The organism is Paenibacillus allorhizosphaerae, assembly GCF_042659105.1.
GTDB classification, from domain to species: domain Bacteria; phylum Bacillota; class Bacilli; order Paenibacillales; family NBRC-103111; genus Paenibacillus_G; species Paenibacillus_G allorhizosphaerae.
Genome location: NZ_JBHSRV010000007.1, coordinates 83,194 through 100,752, shown reverse-complemented (window position 1 = coordinate 100,752; position 17,559 = coordinate 83,194). Strand labels below are relative to the sequence as shown.

The 17,559-nt window shown below is 54.0% G+C and carries 14 protein-coding genes; 9 read left to right on the top strand and 5 right to left on the bottom strand.

What is annotated here, in order from left to right; all coding sequences use genetic code 11:
* Positions 1–4 precede the first annotated feature (4 nt).
* From ACFQI7_RS23655 to ACFQI7_RS23645, 3 genes are read left to right on the top strand one after another with little or no spacing between them, the layout of a single operon-like run.
* On the top strand, positions 5–1,117 hold the full coding sequence (locus ACFQI7_RS23655; protein ID WP_218100028.1) for a GerAB/ArcD/ProY family transporter: 1,113 nt from the start codon (positions 5–7) through the stop codon (positions 1,115–1,117).
* Positions 1,104–2,333 (top strand): Ger(x)C family spore germination protein, encoded by a 1,230-nt coding sequence (locus ACFQI7_RS23650; RefSeq protein WP_218100027.1) that lies wholly within the window; start codon positions 1,104–1,106, stop codon positions 2,331–2,333. The genes ACFQI7_RS23655 and ACFQI7_RS23650 overlap by 14 nt, the downstream gene beginning before the upstream one ends.
* 15 nt (positions 2,334–2,348) lie before the next feature.
* Positions 2,349–2,504 (top strand): hypothetical protein, encoded by a 156-nt coding sequence (locus ACFQI7_RS23645; RefSeq protein ID WP_218100026.1) that lies wholly within the window; start codon positions 2,349–2,351, stop codon positions 2,502–2,504.
* A 95-nt stretch (positions 2,505–2,599) separates the two neighbouring features.
* Here the strand turns inward: ACFQI7_RS23645 and ACFQI7_RS23640 are convergent, their stop codons facing one another.
* Positions 2,600–3,430, bottom strand: coding sequence for a hypothetical protein (locus tag ACFQI7_RS23640; RefSeq protein ID WP_377517698.1), 831 nt, complete (start codon positions 3,428–3,430; stop codon positions 2,600–2,602).
* A gap of 476 nt (positions 3,431–3,906) precedes the next feature.
* On the opposite strand from ACFQI7_RS23640, the gene ACFQI7_RS23635 reads away from it, so the two are divergent.
* Positions 3,907–5,382, top strand: coding sequence for a protein adenylyltransferase SelO (locus ACFQI7_RS23635; protein ID WP_218100024.1), 1,476 nt, complete (start codon positions 3,907–3,909; stop codon positions 5,380–5,382).
* 156 nt (positions 5,383–5,538) lie between these two features.
* Here the strand turns inward: ACFQI7_RS23635 and ACFQI7_RS23630 are convergent, their stop codons facing one another.
* The 4 genes from ACFQI7_RS23630 to ACFQI7_RS23615 all read right to left on the bottom strand — a co-directional run bounded on the left by ACFQI7_RS23630 (position 5,539) and on the right by ACFQI7_RS23615 (position 11,972).
* A complete protein-coding gene (locus tag ACFQI7_RS23630; protein ID WP_218100023.1) occupies positions 5,539–6,954 on the bottom strand; it encodes a hypothetical protein in 1,416 nt (471 codons plus the stop codon).
* A gap of 241 nt (positions 6,955–7,195) precedes the next feature.
* Positions 7,196–7,996 (bottom strand): Cof-type HAD-IIB family hydrolase, encoded by an 801-nt coding sequence (locus ACFQI7_RS23625; RefSeq protein ID WP_218100022.1) that lies wholly within the window; start codon positions 7,994–7,996, stop codon positions 7,196–7,198.
* A gap of 64 nt (positions 7,997–8,060) precedes the next feature.
* Positions 8,061–9,809 carry a methyl-accepting chemotaxis protein gene (locus ACFQI7_RS23620; RefSeq protein ID WP_218100021.1) on the bottom strand — a complete coding sequence of 583 codons (1,749 nt, stop codon included), beginning with the start codon at positions 9,807–9,809 and terminating at the stop codon, positions 8,061–8,063.
* Between the two features lie 18 nt (positions 9,810–9,827).
* Complete coding sequence (locus tag ACFQI7_RS23615) at positions 9,828–11,972, bottom strand: bifunctional diguanylate cyclase/phosphodiesterase (protein ID WP_218100020.1); 2,145 nt, start codon at positions 11,970–11,972, stop codon at positions 9,828–9,830.
* A gap of 367 nt (positions 11,973–12,339) precedes the next feature.
* Between ACFQI7_RS23615 and ACFQI7_RS23610 the strand changes: the two genes are divergently transcribed.
* The 5 genes from ACFQI7_RS23610 (at position 12,340) to ACFQI7_RS23590 (ending at position 17,387) form a co-directional block, all read left to right on the top strand.
* The gene (locus ACFQI7_RS23610) at positions 12,340–13,797 is read left to right on the top strand and encodes an MDR family MFS transporter (RefSeq protein WP_230415131.1); all 1,458 of its coding nucleotides are present in this window, start codon (positions 12,340–12,342) and stop codon (positions 13,795–13,797) included.
* Positions 13,798–14,010: 213 nt separating this feature from the next.
* Positions 14,011–14,805 carry a thymidylate synthase gene (thyA, locus tag ACFQI7_RS23605; RefSeq protein ID WP_218100018.1) on the top strand — a complete coding sequence of 265 codons (795 nt, stop codon included), beginning with the start codon at positions 14,011–14,013 and terminating at the stop codon, positions 14,803–14,805.
* A gap of 48 nt (positions 14,806–14,853) precedes the next feature.
* Positions 14,854–15,363, top strand: coding sequence for a dihydrofolate reductase (locus ACFQI7_RS23600; RefSeq protein WP_218100017.1), 510 nt, complete (start codon positions 14,854–14,856; stop codon positions 15,361–15,363).
* A gap of 89 nt (positions 15,364–15,452) precedes the next feature.
* Complete coding sequence (locus ACFQI7_RS23595; protein ID WP_218100016.1) at positions 15,453–15,773, top strand: hypothetical protein; 321 nt, start codon at positions 15,453–15,455, stop codon at positions 15,771–15,773.
* A gap of 186 nt (positions 15,774–15,959) precedes the next feature.
* The gene (locus ACFQI7_RS23590; RefSeq protein WP_218100015.1) at positions 15,960–17,387 is read left to right on the top strand and encodes an MATE family efflux transporter; all 1,428 of its coding nucleotides are present in this window, start codon (positions 15,960–15,962) and stop codon (positions 17,385–17,387) included.
* Positions 17,388–17,559: the final 172 nt, after the last annotated feature.

Below are 17,559 nucleotides of genomic sequence, written 5' to 3'. Positions count from 1 at the left end.
CTTCATGAAAACATTCGAATACGGCGATCGGGAGATTAGCGCGTCGGAACTGTTTTTCTCCGTATCGTCGATGATTTTGGGTATTGGCATTTTGACGCTTCCCCGGGGACTTTCCAAAGTGGTGCCGTCTTCCGACGGCTGGATGTCGATCGTACTTGCAGGACTGTTGTCCATCGGATTGGTATGGATATTGACCCAACTGACTACCCGGTTTCCGAACGAAACGATCGTTGAATTTTCCGTATCGCTTATCGGCAAACATGCGGCCTGGTGTTTTTCGGTGCTGCTGTTCATTGCGTTCTTTATGTTCACCGGCTACGAAGTGCGCGGAGCGGCGGAGGTCGCGAAGCAATATTTGTTCAGCAGAACCCCGGTCGAAGTCATTGGGCTCGCCTTCTTTCTCGTTGTGATTTATGCCGTCTGCGGCACCAAAGTCGGAGTGATTCGGCTGAATGTTCTTTTTTTCCCATTTGTGCTCGGGGTCTTCCTGCTCGTCATTTTCATGAATTTCGGATCGATCCGCTCCGAGCATCTTCAGCCGGTGTTCGTCAGCAATTGGAAGCAAGTGTTCGGAGGAATATGGGAAAGTTTGTTTTCTTTTTTTGGTTTCGAAATTGTGCTCTTTTACTCGGCTTTGCTTAACCGGCCCACAAAATCCACGAAGGCGGCGGTGCTAGGAGTAGCGGTACCGATGCTGCTGTATGTGCTTGTGTTTTTGTTCGTTATCGGCGTGTTCTCGCCGGCGGCGACGGCCGAGCTTCAGTATCCGACGGTGGAGCTGGCCAAGGAGATCGAAGTGCCTGGCGCAGTGCTGGAACGGTTCGAGTCGTTTTTTTTTACGATTTGGCTTATGACCTTGTTTAACTCAGCGGCGATGGCGCTTGATATATGCACGTATGTAATGTGCAAACTCGTCGGGGCCCGCCATCGGCTAACCGTGATTTTCAGCCTTGCGCCTGCGATTTTTCTTGTTTCTTTTATCCCGCGTGACCTTCATGAATTCGGTCATTTTGGCCGGCTGACCAGTTTGATTGATTTGTTTGCCGGCATATTGATTCCGTGCATTCTCTATGTCGTACTTCGAATCAAGGGAGGGCGGCGCTATGGGAACAATTAGGAGAGCATTTCTCAGGACCCTGGTGTTCGGAGGAGCGCTGCTGCTTGTGACTGGCTGTTGGGACCGGGTTGAGATCGACGAACGTGGCTTTGTGATCGGGATCGCCGTCGATAAGCCGCGTTCACCTAGGGCGGAAACGCGAAGCCGGAAAGAAGCGCCGAATAAGCCGACCGGCAAAAACCGGTACGCCGCAACGTTTCAGTTTGTCATCCCCGGTAAAATGCAGAGCGGCGGAGAAAAAGGATCTTCTTCGGCAGGAAGCGAATCGTTTCTTAATTTGACGTCCGAGGGAGATACGATATTTGACGTTGATCGGCAAATTTCCGCAAGAGCGAGCCGCTCGCCTTATTACGAGCATATGAAGGTCATTATTATTTCGGAGCATGTGGCGAAGCAGCCGGGGGAATTTGCGCGCATTATGGACTTTTTTTTGCGGGAACCGGAAATGCGCAGAAGCGCCAAAGTGCTCGTATCGAACGGGGAGGCCCGGGGTGCGCTCGAAATTACGCCGAAAAACGAGAGACTCCCGGTTATGTACATTAACTATATTGCCGAGAACAGTCCCAAAAACTCGCGAATGCTTCCGGAGACGAAGCTTGGCGACATACATGAATTTTTGCTACGGGGCCGCAGCTTTGCCGTACAGCGAGTCATCGGCACAGGGGAGGCGGAGGTAAAGGTCGTAGGGGCGGCGATTTTTCGCGGCAAGGACACCCGATTGATGGGGTCGCTCGGCTCGGACGAAACCGAGGGATTGAACTTATTGACGGGAGATTTTCATAGCGGCATCGTCAAGTCCCAGCTAGGTGGAGAGCTTGTCGTGTTCGAGGCGCTGTCGGCTAAGCGGCACGTCAAAGCGGATGTAACCGATCCGAGGCATATCCGGTTTGCGATCTCGATCGAGATGGAAGGAACCTTAGGGGAAACGTTTCAGCAGCTGGATTTTGAGAAGGAAAACGCAATGATGCGTGTGGAACAAGCGGTGGCTGTTGAAGTGGAGCGGATGGAGCGGGAGGCGATCCATAAGCTGCAAAACGTATTCAAGACGGACGCTATGAGGCTAGGCGCTTATTTGGAGCAAAAGCACAACAAAGTGTGGAAACAAATTAAAGACGATTGGGAAGAGGGGGACCGGTTATTCACTACTTGCGAAGTGAAGCTCGAAACCAGTGTGAAAATTCGCCGTCTGGGAACGGTCAACCGTTCTCACAAATAGAAAGGAAGCATCCTCATGTGGCAAGCGATTCTTAGTTATTTGCCGTCTGGAATGGCCTGGGTTTGCGCTTTTTTGAGCTGGTTGATTCCTTATGGAATTTACCGGATCAATAAGAAACTTCACCAGCTCGGCGACCCGCCGTGGAAAAAAGAAGATACATACCGCGAATAAACGGCAGGTGCGCTCAGCGCGTCGGATTCCGAATAAGATGAAAAGAATGCCCGGCATGCGATTTTTCGCATCCGGGCATGTCGGTTTCAGCAGGCTTAATAGCAAAAAAATTGGTTGACGCGGCGCAGGTCAAGACCGAAGTAAATCCAAAAGCCGAACGGTCCGCGCCCGTGCCACCGGTAGCCGGCAATGGAGTTGCGGCCGACGAATGTTAGGTACATCCAATATTGATCGCCGTTCGATTGCCAAATGTACACAAAGCGGAACAAGCAGTTCCGGATGCTGCCGGAACCGACCGACTGGAGATGCATCGATTGGGTCGGGATAAACGATGGCGGCCCCGATTGCGGTGCGCCTACCTGCCCCGGGCCGGATCCGGCTCCGCCGGGGAAGCCGCCGCCGGGGAAGCCGCCGCCGGGAACGCCCGGCCCGCCGGGGAAGCCGCCGCCGGGAACGCCCGGTCCGCCGGGGAAGCCGCCGCCGGGAACGCCCGGTCCGCCGGGGAAGCCGCCGCCGGGGACGCCCGGTCCGCCGGGGAAGCCGCCGCCGGGGACGCCCGGTCCGCCGGGGAAGCCGCCGCCGGGAACGCCCGGTCCGCCGGGGAAGCCGCCGCCGGGGACGCCGCCGCCGGGAACGCCCGGCCCGCCGGGGAAGCCGCCGCCGGGAACGCCCGGTCCGCCGGGGAAGCCGCCGCCGGGGACGCCCGGTCCGCCGGGGAAGCCGCCGCCGGGGACGCCCGGCCCGCCGGGGAAGCCGCCGCCGGAGACGCCCGGCCCGCCGGGGAAGCCGCCACCGGGGACGCCCGGCATGCCGGGAAAGCCCCCACCCGAGGTGCCGCCCCCGGGCATGCCGGGAAGCCCGCCACCCGTAGTACCGGGCATGCCGGGAAGTAAACTGCGCTGCTCGTTATCAGAAGGATATGCCATATCCACTCTCCTCTTCTCCAATATGTATTTGTTGGTCTTTACACGCCAAACGCCTATTTACGATACAAATATATGTTACAATCGTCTAAAGATGAACGGTTACAAGCTTGTCAACCAACAGAACCGGAATAATAATTTTCGATCAACGGCTTTTTTTCCGTGCCTGTTTCCTGCAGGATGATGTTGTAAATATTGTTAATAACTGATAATGCTATTACAAAAGCGCTTTCGGAAACAAAGACCCTTGTTTAAGCTTCAAACTATGCGCCGGCTCGTTTACAGACGCCTGATTGGTCAGGCATTTTGTTTTTCTTGGCTGTTATATAAAGAGCGCAATTTATGCGTGGAAAAGGTATAATAAATTGGCAGAAGAAGACACTAAGGGACGGCTATGGGCTTGAATAAAAGTAGATAACTAGACATGAACATTCCTGAAAAGTAATAGAAAGCCGGGCACATGGAAGAAAGGAGTTACGATGACTGAGAAAAAAGCAATAGGGGAAGCGGGATGGAATTTTGACAACAGTTACGCTTGTTTGCCGGAATCGTTTTTTACGAGACTTAACCCCACTCCCGTACGATCGCCGAAGTTGATCGTGCTTAATCATCCGCTCGGAGCGGCGCTGGGGTTGAACGTCGAATTGCTGCAAAGCGACGATGGCGTCGCGGTGTTTGCCGGCAATCGGATTCCCGAAGGCGCGTCGCCTCTTGCGCAGGCTTATGCAGGGCATCAATTCGGGCATTTTACGATGCTGGGGGACGGCCGGGCTCTGCTGCTTGGCGAACAGATCACTCCCCTCGGTGAACGGGTGGATATTCAGCTTAAAGGTGCAGGCCGAACGCCATACTCTCGTGGCGGCGACGGGCGAGCGGCGCTTGGTCCGATGCTGCGCGAATACATCATTAGCGAAGCCATGCATGCGCTAGGCATTCCGACCACCCGCAGCTTGGCGGTAGTGACAACCGGCGAGTCGATCACCCGCGAAATGGAGCAGCCGGGCGCCGTTCTAGCCCGGGTCGCTGTCAGTCATCTGCGCGTCGGCACTTTCCAGTATGCTGCAAACTGGGGCACGCTCCAAGATCTTCGAGATCTAGCGGATTACACGCTGCAACGACATTTTCCGGAAGCTGAAGCGGCCGAGAACCGCTATGTTTCCCTGCTGCGGGAAGTGATCAAACGCCAAGCTGCGCTCATTGCCAAGTGGCAGCTCGTCGGTTTCATTCACGGCGTGATGAATACCGACAACATGGCGCTTAGCGGCGAAACGATCGATTACGGTCCTTGCGCCTTCATGGATGTATACGACCCGGCGACGGTATTCAGTTCGATTGATAGGCAAGGCCGCTATGCGTACGGCAATCAGCCGCACATCGCCGCGTGGAACCTCGCGAGATTTGCCGAAACGCTATTGCCGCTGCTGGATGAGGACGAGGAGCAGGCAGTCCAGCAAGCCGAGGCTGCGATTTCCGATTTCGCTGCGTTGTATCAGCGTCACTGGCTTGCGGGCATGCGGGCGAAGCTGGGGATCTTTAACGAAGAGCCGCAGGATGAAGCTCTTGTGGAAGACTTGCTCCAAATGATGCAAAAGCAACATGCGGATTATACGAATACGTTCCGTGCCCTCACTGTCGACAAGCCGCAGGATACGGCCCTTATCGACACCACCGAATTTGCTCAATGGCATGAGAGGTGGCAGGCACGATTAAGCAGACAGCAGGAGTCCAAGGACGCCTCGCAGCAGTTGATGCGCAGCAGCAATCCCGCGATTATTCCGCGCAACCACCGTGTGGAAGAAGCGCTGAATGCCGCAGTGAAACAAGGCGATTATAGTGTGATGGAGCGGCTACTGGCTGCGCTGTCGAGCCCCTACGCGCATTCTCCTGAGCATGCGGAATACGCCGCGCTGCCGGAGCCATGCGACCAGCCGTACCGCACCTACTGCGGGACGTGAAGCGGAAGCTTCATAGATCGTGAGGACATGGCACGAATATATAAGCAAAGAGCGCTTCTCGCCACGCTTCGGTGGTGTGAGGCGCTCTTTTGCTGTACCGACCGTATATTCTTGAAAGGGTCTGCTTTACTTCGGGATCCGGTGCCAATGTTGAGGTCAAATTAAAAAGATGGCAACGATGGTCGTCACGACGATGCCGATAAGGACAGGCTTCAAATTGCGCCTTGCCAGCTCGAACGGATCGACGCCGCAGATGGCGGCCGCCGGGATGAGCGCCCAAGGCACGAGCGTTCCGCCGCCGACCCAGATGGCGGCGATTTGCCCGAGGGCGGTGAGCGTCGCAATGCCGGAGCCGATGGCGGCGGCGAACAGATGCGCGATCGATCCGGCAAGCGATATGCCGGAGAAGCCGGAGCCGTCCAGACCGGTGATGGCGCCTACGGTCGTTAAGGTGACCGCGCCGATCGCTTGATTGATCGGAACCGTGTTTGCCAAGGCGAAGCCCAGATCATTCACCAGGCCGTGCGATCCGGCCGGCAGCACTTTGCCGAAAATGTCCGTAAACGCCGAGTCGCCGAGATAGAAGAAAGCGGCGATCGGAATGACCGGTCCGAATACCCGGAAGCCGAACAGAAAGCCTTCAATCAAATAGCTCGACGCCTGCTCCAGCCCTTGCTGACGATGGGCAAGCAGCGAGATGAGCAGCATCGCGAGGAGCGCCGTGCCGCCTACGAGCGCGGTGGCGTCGCCGCCTTGCAGGTTGAAAGTGTACATCGCCGCCACATCGGCGAGAAACAGCACAGGAACCAGCACGGCAAGCGTCCGTTTGACGCCTCGGGACAACAAGGCTGGCGCCGCCGGCAAAGCTTCATCCTTGGCGTTATCCGTTTGCACAGCGTCGGTCCGGCCGGTAGCCGCCGTCAGTTTGCCGCTGCGCATATCCCGGCGCATCATCCAGAACGCCGTAACGGTGGTAACGACGCCCATCACGATCACAAGCGGTACGCTCGCTTCGATGACCGCGCCTACAGGAATGCCGGCCGCATCGGCTGTCAGCTTCGGGGCACCTTGAATCACGAAATCCCCTGACAGCGCAATGCCGTGTCCGAACAAGTTCATCGCCATCGCCACGGCGAGCGCGGGCAAACCTACCCGCAGGGCGACAGGCAGCAGCACGGCGCCAAGCAGCGCCACGGCCGGCGAAGGCCAGAAAAACCAGGAAATGACCATCATCACAATCCCGATGATCCAGAAAGCCATCGCCGGCGTTCGGATCAGCTTCGCAAACGGGGAAATCATTGACTCGTTGATCCCCGTCCGCGTCAGCACCTTGCTCATCGCCACGATGATGGAAATGATCAAGATCGTGCCAAGCAGCTCCTTAATGGCATAAATAAAACTGTTGAATACGCCGCTGACGGACGCGTGCAGCGACTGTGTCGAGAGGATCCCCAAAATAAAGATGCCGACGATACATAAAATCGTCGTATCCCGGCGCATGACCATGAAACCGATAATCAACAAAATAAACAGCAGATACACCCAGTGCAAAGAAATTAACGTTACTTCCATTCCTCTCACCTCCAAGTGCGGCAAACCATGCTGTACGCCGTCACTCCATTAGACAAAAGCCTAATGCTTTTGTAATACAACGTATGCAGCAGCCGGAGTTTGGTGAGAACATGCTTTGATCTTGATCTTGTATCCCGCGGAAAGCAAAGGCACAAAAGCAAATAACCCTCAGGAAGGCTGAGGGTTAGGAATGGCAGGACACACCGGCTTAAATGTAAGCGGTGCGGCTCGAAATAACGTTTTAAACGTTTTGCAGCACGAATTTATCGACAACGTGCTTGACTCCGTCTTCATTGTTGCTTAGCGTGACATAGTCGGCAATTTCTTTTAACGATTCGACGGCGTTGCCCATCGCCACCCCGAGTCCGGCGACTTCCAGCATCTCGCGGTCGTTCCAGCTGTCGCCGATGGCGACGACCTGATCGAGACGAAGTCCGAAGTGCGAAGCCAGGTAGGTCAGCGCATGCCCTTTCGTGCCTTCGAAGTGGGTAATTTCCAGAAAGTGCGGCTTGGATTTCGTAATGTGCACCTGCTGTCCGAGCAGTGCGCGAAGTTCTTGCGCCACCCGATCCAGCTTCAAAGGATCGTCGATGATAAGCAGCTTGGTCGACGGCTTGGTAGCGAGCTCCGCGAAGTCCGGGTAGACCGTGAACGGGATTTTCGACAGCTCCGCATAGCTGATCGCTTTCTCATTGCGCTCCTTGACATACAGCACATCGTCAAAGTAAGTTTGCAAATGCAGATCGTTCCGCTCGCAATAGTCGAACAGAAGACGGGCAGCCGTTTCCGGTACGGTACGTTCGTACAGCACTTCGCCGTCGATCGCGTTTTTCACAAGCGAACCTTGATAGGTGATGAGAGGGACGTTCAGCTCCAATTGACCGGCCAACTGATTGGCCGACGCATACATGCGTCCGGTTGCAATGGTGACGATCACACCCTGGGCCATCGCCTGGGCAAGCGCTTGCTTCGTGCCGGGGGTAATTTGTTTATCGTCATTGATCAGCGTATCGTCTATATCGATGGCGAGCATTTTATACATGCGGTTTCTCCACTCCTCTGTCTATAGTCAAATCGCTCTCATTATACCCGAACCCGCTTATTTTTCAACCTCTGGTGCTCAGGCTCAGCTCGGCTTCCAACTGGGTTAATAAAGCAATGACAAGGCCCGACTGCTCCTGAAGCTGCTCGAACGCTGCGTACGCTTCAGCGATGTTTCCTTCCTCGTATTTCTGTGCGGCAAGCTTCGCGCAGTCATGCACCGCCTTATGGGGCGCCTTCAGCTGCTGAAAAGCGGGATGCCCTTGGATCTGCGAAGGGAGTTCTCCATCATACCACAATCCGAGACGGCACTCCTCGTGAGACGATACTTGTCCGGCGGTCACGGAATCCAAACCGAGGAGCATGTTATACACTTTCCATTTCCATAAGAGATGGTCGGTTTTGGCCACGCGAATCGTATCTTTATAATCGAGCTTGACGTTAATCGTAAAGAAGGTGCGCCGGTAATCGTCGATTCGCTTGCTCAGTTCAAGCACCGTTTCAGCCGTTTGCCGCGCAATCGTTTGTGAATGGGTGCTCAGGTCCAAAATGACCGAGTTGCGGCTGGCGATATCGATCACCGATGAAGTTTGCTCTTCCGCCATGGCGGCAATTTGCGTGGTCGCCTGGTTAATTTCCTGGATGGTCGCGACGATCTTCTTCAGCGCTTCATCGGCATTGTGGGCTTCGTTTGCGCTTTGTTCGACGAGTTTTCCCGTATCGCCGATTTGCTGCGTCACTTGGCTGGATACATGCTGCAAAGAGGCGATGCTCGTCGTGATCCGCGATATTTGTTCCTTCGTATGCTCCGCCAGTTTGCGCACCTCGCTTGCGACGATGGAGAAGCCCCTGCCTTGTTCTCCGGCACGGGCTGCCTCGATGCTTGCATTCAGGGCCAGCAGATTGGTCTGATCGGCAATATCTTTAATGATGTTAACAACTTCTTGCGTATGCTCGATCTCCTGATTAAGCCGCTGCACTTGTTCCATGATCTCATCGTACACGCGGCCGACCTGCTGAATGTCGCCGAGCGCTTTATTGATGACGTGTTTGCTCCGCTCTGCCGTTTCAACCGCATCATCGGTTCCTTCCGCGACGGTAAGCGCATGATCGGCTACTTCCTGAATGGAGGCGCTCATCTCTTCCGCTGCCGCCGAGACGCTGTGGCTTTCCTCGATTTGCTTCTCCATTCCTTTAATCAGCTGCCCCGTAGTGTCGAGCTGCGTCATATGGTTGAGCATATCGGAGACGCCGAACAGGAACGATTTGAACGTCTCTTCCATGTACACTTCAACGATCAACTGCTGATCGAACGCGGCCAGCTTTTGAACGGCAAGAACCGTCTTCATCATCCGGTCCGGATCGTTATGCAAGTTTTCCATCAAAATCGAGGTCATGATCTGAATGAGCAGATGGTGGGCCGATATAAAATGCTCCGCGGTCAAATGAATGCGGCTGTGCACATGTCCGATAATCACCCGGGTCATGACGTATTCGTGATGCACTTCCGCCTGAAGAAACTGTTCGAGATATTTTTCCATCGTGACTTTTAAACGATCCACTCTGGAATGCTGATCGATGATTTGCCGCAGATGCTCGACCGATGTGATCGAGCGGTAAAATTGATCGATAATGTCCGATTTGTAAGGCGACAGAAGATGTGCCGATTGTTTAATATAAGTCAGCGTCTCCTGGGTAATTCCCATAAAAGCCAATCGCTCGATAATGACATCGCTTGCCTCGCTGAGATCGGTGGAGCGGGGGTGGTCCATATATTCCGACCATGATTTCGTTTTTTTTCTAAAAATGTTCACGTGCGCCTCCGATGATGGTTATGGTCTGTTTTGCAGCATTTTTTCAAAGTTTTCGCTGGAAACCGGTTTGCTGAACAAATACCCTTGCGCCTGATGGCATCCGCCCTCGCTCAGGACGGCGACCTGTTCCTTGCTTTCTACGCCTTCGGCAATGACGTTCAGGTTTAACGTTTGGGCAAGGGACAAAATCGCCCTTACGATCGCATGGCTTTCCTTATTCTGGTGAATATCCCGAATGAAAGAAGCATCGATCTTCAATGTGTCTATCGGCAAATGCTTAATATAACTGAAGGAGCTGTACCCGGTCCCGAAATCATCGATGGACGTATCGACGCCCAAATCTCTAATTTTTTGCAGGATGACGGCCGCGTCGTCAATATCGGCGAATATGCTTTCCGTTACTTCGAGCTCAAGCCACTTCGGATCGAGCCCGGTCTCGTTCAAAATCTGCTTGATGTTGTCGAGCAGATCGGTTTGATAAAATTGCCGGGCCGACAAATTGACCGACAGCTTGAGCGGCGGATATCCTTGATCCTGCCATGCTTTATTTTGAGCGCATCCTTTGCGGAGGACCCATTCGCCCAAAGGGATGATCAGTCCCGTCTCTTCGGCGATCGGAATGAACTTGCCCGGCGCGATCCGCCCTAGCTCGGGGTGAATCCAGCGCACGAGCGCTTCCATGCCGGTCAGCTGTCCGGTCGTCAAGTCGACTTTCGGTTGATAGTCCAGATGAAACTGTTCGAGATGGATCGCTTTTTGCAATTCATTTTCCAGCAGACTGCGCTCCAGGGAACGCTCTTCCATTTCGTGGTGAAAGAAAGAATATCCTTTTCGCCCGCGTTCTTTGACGGCATACAGAGCCATATCCGCCCGTTTTAGCAGTTCATCCGGGTTTCTGCCGTCCGACGGATACATCGCGATCCCGAGACTGCAGGAAATATGCTGCGATTGCGTTCCCAACTGATACGGCGCCTGCATGCTGAGCTGGATTTGTTCGGAAATCGCTTCGGCTTCGCTCGCGCTTGCCAGATCGGTCAGCAAAATAATAAATTCATCCCCGGCAAAACGGGCGACGATATCGTCCGGACGAACGCATTGACGGAGCCGCTTGGCCGTTTCGATCAGAATCAGGTCGCCCATTTCGTGGCCGAGCGAATCGTTGATGTTTTTGAACCGGTCCAGATCGAGAAACAGGACGGCCATTCGGGCTTCGTTGCGTTTGGCTTTAGTCGTTTCCTTGCGCAGCTGGTCCACGAACAACCGCCGGTTCGGCAAATCGGTCAACGTATCGTGGTAAGCGAGGTGGTAGATCGCCTGGTCCGACTTTTTGCGCTCGGTAATATCTCTCGTAATGAGGACAAGACGTTGTACATGCCCGGCGTTTTGAGCATTAATCGGATTGATCGTCGTCTCGACGTAATAATATTCGCCGCTCATGGCGCGAATCCGGTATTCAAGCGGGGAGACCGATTGACCTGAGGCTAATATGTTCCGAAAGCAGTCGGCTACCTTTTTGCGGTCTTTTTCATGAATCCAGTTCAGCATATGTCGCGATTGCATATCGGTCGGATCGTATCCTAACAAGTCTTTATGCGAAGGCGAGCAGTAGGCAAAGCTTCCGTCGGCATGAATGACCGAGATGAGGTCTGATGAATTTTCGGTAATTAACCGGTACTTTTCCTCGTTTTGCCGCAGCTCCTCTTCCATTTGCTTGCGAGTGGTAATATCGTTTCGAATCGAGATATATTGATAGGGGGTTCCCATTTCGTTCATAAATGGAACAATGGTCGTATCTACCCAGTAAAATGAGCCGTCCTTGGCCTGATTCCGCACTTCGCCCCGCCACACCGCGCCCGATCCGATCGTAGCCCACATCGTTTTGAAAAAATCGTAGGAATGATAACCGGAGTTCAGAATCCGATGGTCTTGGCCGAGCAATTCTTCCGACGCATACTTGGAAATGGTGCAAAACTGGTCATTCGCGTACAGAATGGTTCCCCGTTGATCGGTAATGGCGATGATAGAGGACTGGTCCAAAGCGTACTTGACGTCGGCCAGCTCTTTCATAACATCTTTCAATTTTTCGTCGTTCGCGGTTAATAGATTTTCCAGAAACGAGTATGTATGCGCTCCGATCGCTTCGCGCCTCTCTGCTTGGCTCATTGTCATCACCTGTGAAGTTCAGTTTTGATAGGACTATGCGAAAATAAAACCGACCCTATGGGTTCACAGGGCCGGCTGTACAATACTCCCAACCATTCAAGCGTCCGAATGCGAATAAAAAATGCAATCGTCCCGAATCCTAGGTGAAAAAGAGCAGTATAACGTACCTGAACCTATCTTACTAAATTTAACTGTTTCTGAAAAGCATGGGTTTGATGTCCTATACCTTGAAGGAGCATTCCGTTTTGCAGCTTCAAAGCGAGCAAGATTAAACGGTTTTAGAAGTTTAGTCCCTTGCAGACCGCCCTCGTTTGAGACAAGATAGCATATGAACTATAATACTAAGGGTAGAAGGGAGGAGTATTACGTGCAACATTCTGGTAGGGCGGCAGCTTCGGCACCTCACGAGTTTGGAAATGTAAGGAAGCTGCCGATCTTAATCTCGCTCATTATCGGGGCATTTTTCTCGATATTAAATGAAACGCTGCTCAATATCGCTTTTCCTGAATTGATGGTCGAGCTGAACGTAAGCGCTCCGACGCTTCAGTGGCTGGCAACCGGCTATATGCTCGTTGTCGGCGTATTGGTTCCGGCATCGGCTTTGCTTGTTCAATGGTTTACGACAAGACAAATGTTCCTCGGCGCGATGATGTTATTTTCACTCGGCACGCTTGTGTGCGGAGTCGCACCGCAGTTTTCCGTTATTTTGATCGGCCGCTTGCTGCAGGCGGCAGGCACCGGTTTAATGCTGCCGGTTATGATGAATACGATTCTTGTGCTTTATCCGCCGGAAAAGCGGGGGGCTGCGATGGGAAGCATCGGGCTGGTGATCATGTTCGCGCCGGCGATCGGTCCGACGCTGTCGGGTTTGATCCTTCAATCGCTGCAGTGGCGCTGGTTGTTTTTCATGGTGCTGCCGTTTGCGATTTTTTCTATCGTCTTTGCGTTCATTTATTTGAAAAATGTTTCACAGCCGACGAAGCCGAAAGTCGACGTCGTGTCGATCGTTTTGTCCACGATCGGCTTCGGGGGGATCGTCTACGGGTTCAGCAGCTCCGGCGAAGGGCACGGTGGATGGTCGAGTCCGCTCGTATACGGAATTGTGCTGGTCGGAGCGGTTGCGCTGCTGCTGTTCGTCATTCGGCAGCTGCGTGTGGAAGAGCCGCTTATGGATCTCAGAGCGTTCCGTTATCCGATGTTTACGCTGACTACGATCCTGCTGATTATCATGATGATGACGCTGTTCTCCACGATGTCTTTGCTCCCGTTCTATTTCCAGGGGGCGCTCGGATTGACTGTGTTTATGTCCGGCTTGCTTCTGCTTCCGGGCAGTCTGTTGAACGGACTTATCTCTCCGGTCACGGGCAAGCTGTTTGACAAGTTCGGTCCGCGGGCGCTCGTTATTCCGGGTGCGGCGTTTCTTGTCATCATCATGTGGTTTTTCACGCGGGTATCGATGGATACGTCCAAGGCGACGCTCCTCATCCTGCATATTTGCCTGATGGTCGCCATCTCTATGATCATGATGCCGACCCAGACGAACGGCCTCAATCAACTGCCGAGCCGTTATTATCCGCACGGGACGGCGATTTTGAACACGCTGCAGCAAGTAGCCGGTGCGATCGGCGTTGCTTTGTTTATCGGCATTATGACTTCGGGGCAGCGCAATTTCCTGGAACGTTCGCCCGATCCGACCTCGCCGGCGCAAATGTCCGAGGCGGTCGTGTCCGGCGTTCATAACGCCTTTATGATCGGTTTCGGTTTTGCCGTGATCGCTCTGGTGCTGACGTTTTTCTTGAAACGTTCGCAAGGGGCGCCGTCGTAAAGTTTGACGAAACGAAGAAAGAACATCCGCGCCGCGAGCGGCGGTCCGGATGTTCTTTTGTTTTCGGACGCGCGCTTGGCCCGGCACGATCCGAATTTATTGCCGCAGACACTACTTTTGACGATGCAGGTGCGCTATAATTGTATTCATTGTGACCGCGGGTTATGAGAGAACGTTCAGGGCGGCAAGTACTTATTGAATGAGGGGGCAATCATGAAAGCATATTTGGAACTGCTTCAGGATATACTGGATCACGGTGTTCGGAAAGAAGACCGCACGGGAACCGGCACCATTTCCGTATTTGGAAGACAAATGAGAATGGACCTGCAGCAAGGGTTTCCTCTTTTGACAACGAAGAAGCTGCACATGAAATCGATCGTTCATGAGCTTCTATGGTTTTTAAGCGGCAATACGAATATTCGCTATTTGCAGGAAAATGGCGTAACCATATGGGATGAGTGGGCCGACGAAGCGGGGAACCTCGGGCGCGTATACGGCGCGCAATGGCGCACGTGGCTTGGTCCGAACGGACAAGCCGTCGACCAAATCGCGAATGTGATCGCGCAAATCCGGAGCAATCCGGATTCGCGGCGGCATCTGGTCAGCGCGTGGAATCCCGCGGAAGTGGACGGAATGGCGCTGCCGCCGTGCCACTATGCGTTTCAATTTTATGTCGCGAACGGCCGACTATCCTGCATGTTCCAGATGCGGTCGGTGGACACGTTCCTCGGCCTTCCGTTCAACATTGCTTCTTATGCGCTCCTGACCCATATGGTGGCGCAGCAAAGCGATCTGGAGGTCGGAGACCTCGTATGGACGGGCGGCGACGTTCATATTTACTCCAACCATATCGAACAGGTGAAGCTGCAGTTGACCCGCGAGCCTTATGCACAGCCGCAGCTTGTAATCAAACGGAAGCCGGATTCCATCTTCGACTACCGGTTCGACGATTTTGAATTCGCGGGCTATCAGGCGCACCCCGGCATCAAAGCGCCGATCGCCATATAAGATAGAAGCTTGCAGGCGCAATGGCGGGCTGCAGAAAGAGGTGCAGGCATGACGGTTTCTTTCATCTTTGCCATGGATGAAACGCGCGGCATCGGAATCGACAATAAGATGCCGTGGTATTTGCCGAACGATTTCGCTTATTTCAAAAGTAAGACGATCGGCCATACGATATTGATGGGACGCAAGACGTTCGATTCCGTGGGCGGCAAGCCGCTGCCCAAACGCCTCAATGTCGTGTTAACGCGCGATCCGGGATTTTCCGCCGAAGGGATCGAGACGGTTCACACGGCCGAGGAAGCGATGGAGCGATACGGCCGCGGCGGCGAGGAGTTGTTCGTGATCGGAGGGGCGGAAGTTTTTCGGCTGTTCCTGCCTTATGTCGATCGGATGTACGTGACCGAGATCTTGCATCGCTTCCCGGTCGACACGTATTTTATGGAAATGGATATGAGCGAGTGGCGGGAAGCATCGCGCGAGCGCGGGGTGAGAGACGAACGGAACCCGTACGATTACGACTTTGTCGTGTACGAGCGAACACGGACATCCGATATTGGCTAGAAAATAACGGAATGAAGCGGGCGAATTTCGCGCATCTTATAGGTTGAATCAGGTCAATGCACAATTCATCACCGAAGGAGATGCCGAAGATGACACAGGTCAACCAACATCAGATGCCGCTTCGCCACGTGATCGACAATGCGGAGAAGGCGCTGCAAATTGCCAAAGACGCGGAAATGGCGGTCCGCCACGCGCAATTGGAGTCCGACCCGCACAAGCTTCAGGCTGCGATCGCGGAAATGGAGACCGCGCAGCATACCTTGCAGAAGGCGCACAGTCAAATGGAAGCGCATCTGGATGATAAACGCGAGCATCAGGAGCTCGTACAGGTGCAGGAGCAGCTAAATCAAGCGCTGCAAAGCATCGATGTGGTCGCTTCGAATACGCAGCAGCCGAAACAGGTACGCTAAACGGAATAAAGATAAGCATTCGCAGGAATCTCCGATGATCGGCCGAGGCGGCCGGGGAGGTTCCTGTTTTTTTGTCATGTCCGAATTTTGCAGTCGACAGGATGAACATTTTCCAAGCGAAATATGTTACGATTAGGAATACTAACGACTTTTTACCAACATGAACTAAAGAAAGCGGGTGACTCCGTGAGTGAGAATTCGCAAGCCGAGCCGGATGAACGTTCTTTACCACCGGCTCGCGAGAAGAACGGCGTTGTCGATATATCGCTGGTCGATGCCACGGACCTTAAGGCGGTTCGCAAAACGATTTTCAAATTGGCCGGGCCATCGCTGGTGGAAATGCTGCTGATCAATTTCATGCAAATGCTCAACATGGTGCTGGTCGGCCGGGTAGGCCCGGAGGCGGTTGCCGTCGTAGGGTTGACCAGCCAGCCGTATTTGCTGCTGATCGCCGTCTTTATGACCTTGAACGTGGGTACGACGGTCATTGTAGCGAGGTCGGTCGGAGCCGGCAAGCCGGACGAGGCGAACCGGGCCGCGAGCCAGGCGTTCGCAATCAACATTGTTCTGTCCGTCGCGGTCGTCGCGGTCGGCTACTTCTTCGCAGAAGAGCTGCTTCGCATCATGGGGGCGACGGACGATGTGCTGGCGCAAGGACTTACATATGCGGAAATCATCTTTTTATCGATCGGCTTTAACACGATTTCTATGGCGTTAACGGCCATCCTGAGGGGTGCTGGCGATACGCGCACGCCGATGAAGATCAATGTGCTGTCCAATATTATGGTGGTCGCATTAGGCTTCCCGCTGATCTATGGCTTGTTCGGCCTGCCGGCCATGGGGGTAACGGGCGCGGCTGTCGCTACGATCGTGGCGCAGTTGATCTCCATGACCTGGGTTATCATTGTCATGTTCAGCGGTAAATACACGGTGCATCTGAAGCTGAACAGCTTGTTCCAGCTCGACCGGGAAATGATCGGCCGCATATTGAAGATCGGTCTGCCCACGGCGGTAGAGCAAATCGTCATGCGTCTCGGGATGCTCGTATTCGTGAAGGTGGCGGCCAGCTTGGGCACGATCGCCCTGGCGGCGACGCAAATCGCGTTCAACGTGTTCGGTCTTACGTTCATGCCGGGGATGGCGTTCTCCATCGCGGCTTCCACGCTGGTCGGGCAGGCGCTTGGTGCGGAGAAGCCGGACCTTGCGGAAAATTACGGCTGGCAGGTGCGCAAGATCGGGATGATCGTAGCGGGTGCGATGGGCATCGTGTTTATTGCGTTTGCGCCGTACATCATGATGATCTATACACCGGACCCTTCCGTTATTCAGAAAGGAGCGGTCGGCCTGCGCATCATGGGGTGCATTCAAGTGTCCCAGGCGACGCAATTCATTCTTGGCGGCGCTTTGCGCGGAGCGGGAGATACCCGTTATCCGCTGTATTCGACGTTCATAGGGGTATGGGGATTCCGTGTCCTGCTCAGCCTCGTATTCGTCTATTTGCTGAAATGGGATATAGCGGGCATATGGGTCGCCGCGGCGGCGGACCAGTTTACCCGTTCCGTGCTCATTTATATACGCTTCAAGCAAGGAAAGTGGAAGACGGTTCATGTATGAGGAGCGGGCGAAGCTAACCTCGCATGCCTGCATCAATGCATGCGGCGGTGTGCGGACCATGGTAAATTGTGTTTTAAGAATAACACCAGGTATGGTAAAGTGAGGGGCAACGGTAGTTGACAATGAAAACAGAGGTCGGATGGCCGTCCGCCTCCCTGCACAACACTTGGGC

Coding starts and splice junctions, on each gene's coding strand:
- ACFQI7_RS23615 (WP_218100020.1), bottom strand. CDS start 11,972: ATGAGCCAAGCAGAGAGGCGCGAAGCGATCGGAGCGCATACATACTCG.
- ACFQI7_RS23640 (WP_377517698.1), bottom strand. CDS start 3,430: ATGGCATATCCTTCTGATAACGAGCAGCGCAGTTTACTTCCCGGCATG.
- ACFQI7_RS23645 (WP_218100026.1), top strand. CDS start 2,349: ATGTGGCAAGCGATTCTTAGTTATTTGCCGTCTGGAATGGCCTGGGTT.
- ACFQI7_RS23635 (WP_218100024.1), top strand. CDS start 3,907: ATGACTGAGAAAAAAGCAATAGGGGAAGCGGGATGGAATTTTGACAAC.
- ACFQI7_RS23630 (WP_218100023.1), bottom strand. CDS start 6,954: ATGGAAGTAACGTTAATTTCTTTGCACTGGGTGTATCTGCTGTTTATT.
- thyA (WP_218100018.1), top strand. CDS start 14,011: ATGAAAGCATATTTGGAACTGCTTCAGGATATACTGGATCACGGTGTT.
- ACFQI7_RS23600 (WP_218100017.1), top strand. CDS start 14,854: ATGACGGTTTCTTTCATCTTTGCCATGGATGAAACGCGCGGCATCGGA.
- ACFQI7_RS23650 (WP_218100027.1), top strand. CDS start 1,104: ATGGGAACAATTAGGAGAGCATTTCTCAGGACCCTGGTGTTCGGAGGA.
- ACFQI7_RS23625 (WP_218100022.1), bottom strand. CDS start 7,996: ATGTATAAAATGCTCGCCATCGATATAGACGATACGCTGATCAATGAC.
- ACFQI7_RS23655 (WP_218100028.1), top strand. CDS start 5: ATGAAAACATTCGAATACGGCGATCGGGAGATTAGCGCGTCGGAACTG.
- ACFQI7_RS23595 (WP_218100016.1), top strand. CDS start 15,453: ATGACACAGGTCAACCAACATCAGATGCCGCTTCGCCACGTGATCGAC.